This is a genomic window from Vibrio sp. 970, assembly GCF_033339075.1.
The window spans coordinates 1-564 of record NZ_JAWOTW010000640.1 but is presented as its reverse complement, the minus strand read 5'-3'; the positions used below and the strand labels follow the sequence as shown (position 1 = coordinate 564).

The window sequence follows — 564 nt, the reverse complement described above, 5'->3', positions numbered from 1 at the left end:
ACTAAGCTTGGACCGTTTAGCGCGGCAATACGTTGGTCCCCGCTCTCCATCAGTTGAGTTGCGCTTTCTACGTCATGCTCTAAGAACAGTTTACGACCAGCCAACTTCACAAGGTAATCGGCCTCTGCCAATAGCCAGTCGTTTGGACGTCGGCCTTTCACATCTGCGACGGCGAGTTGTAAACTTTCAATGCTCTTTTGTTGTTGACCAAGCACCACTTCTGCTTTGTGCGTTACTGTGGTCGCTTTCTCGATGGTTTCTTCTTTAACTTGGTTTAGCTCTTGCGTCATCGAAGCTTGCGCTTTTTCTAGTTGGTTTTGTAGCTGAGCTATTTGGGCTTGGTAATCGGCTTGTTGCTCATGAAGTTTATAAGCGAGACCGCCACCGAAGATGATTGAAAGAATGATCGCTACGGTGCCGAGCTTGACACCACGTTTGCCTTGCTTCTCTTCAAATTCAACCTTTGTTGGTTCTGCTGGTTTTGCTGGCTCAACCGGTTTAGAGGCTTCCTTTTTAGATTCAGCATCCTTTTTCGGTGCGTCTTTTTCTGCTAGCGGTGCCGAT

At 47.7% G+C, this 564-nt stretch carries 1 protein-coding gene; it reads right to left on the bottom strand.

What is annotated here, in order from left to right; translation table 11 throughout:
* The coding region (locus R7Q11_RS28345) for a uroporphyrinogen-III C-methyltransferase (RefSeq protein WP_225467250.1) at positions 1–564 on the bottom strand (564 nt) is incomplete at both ends.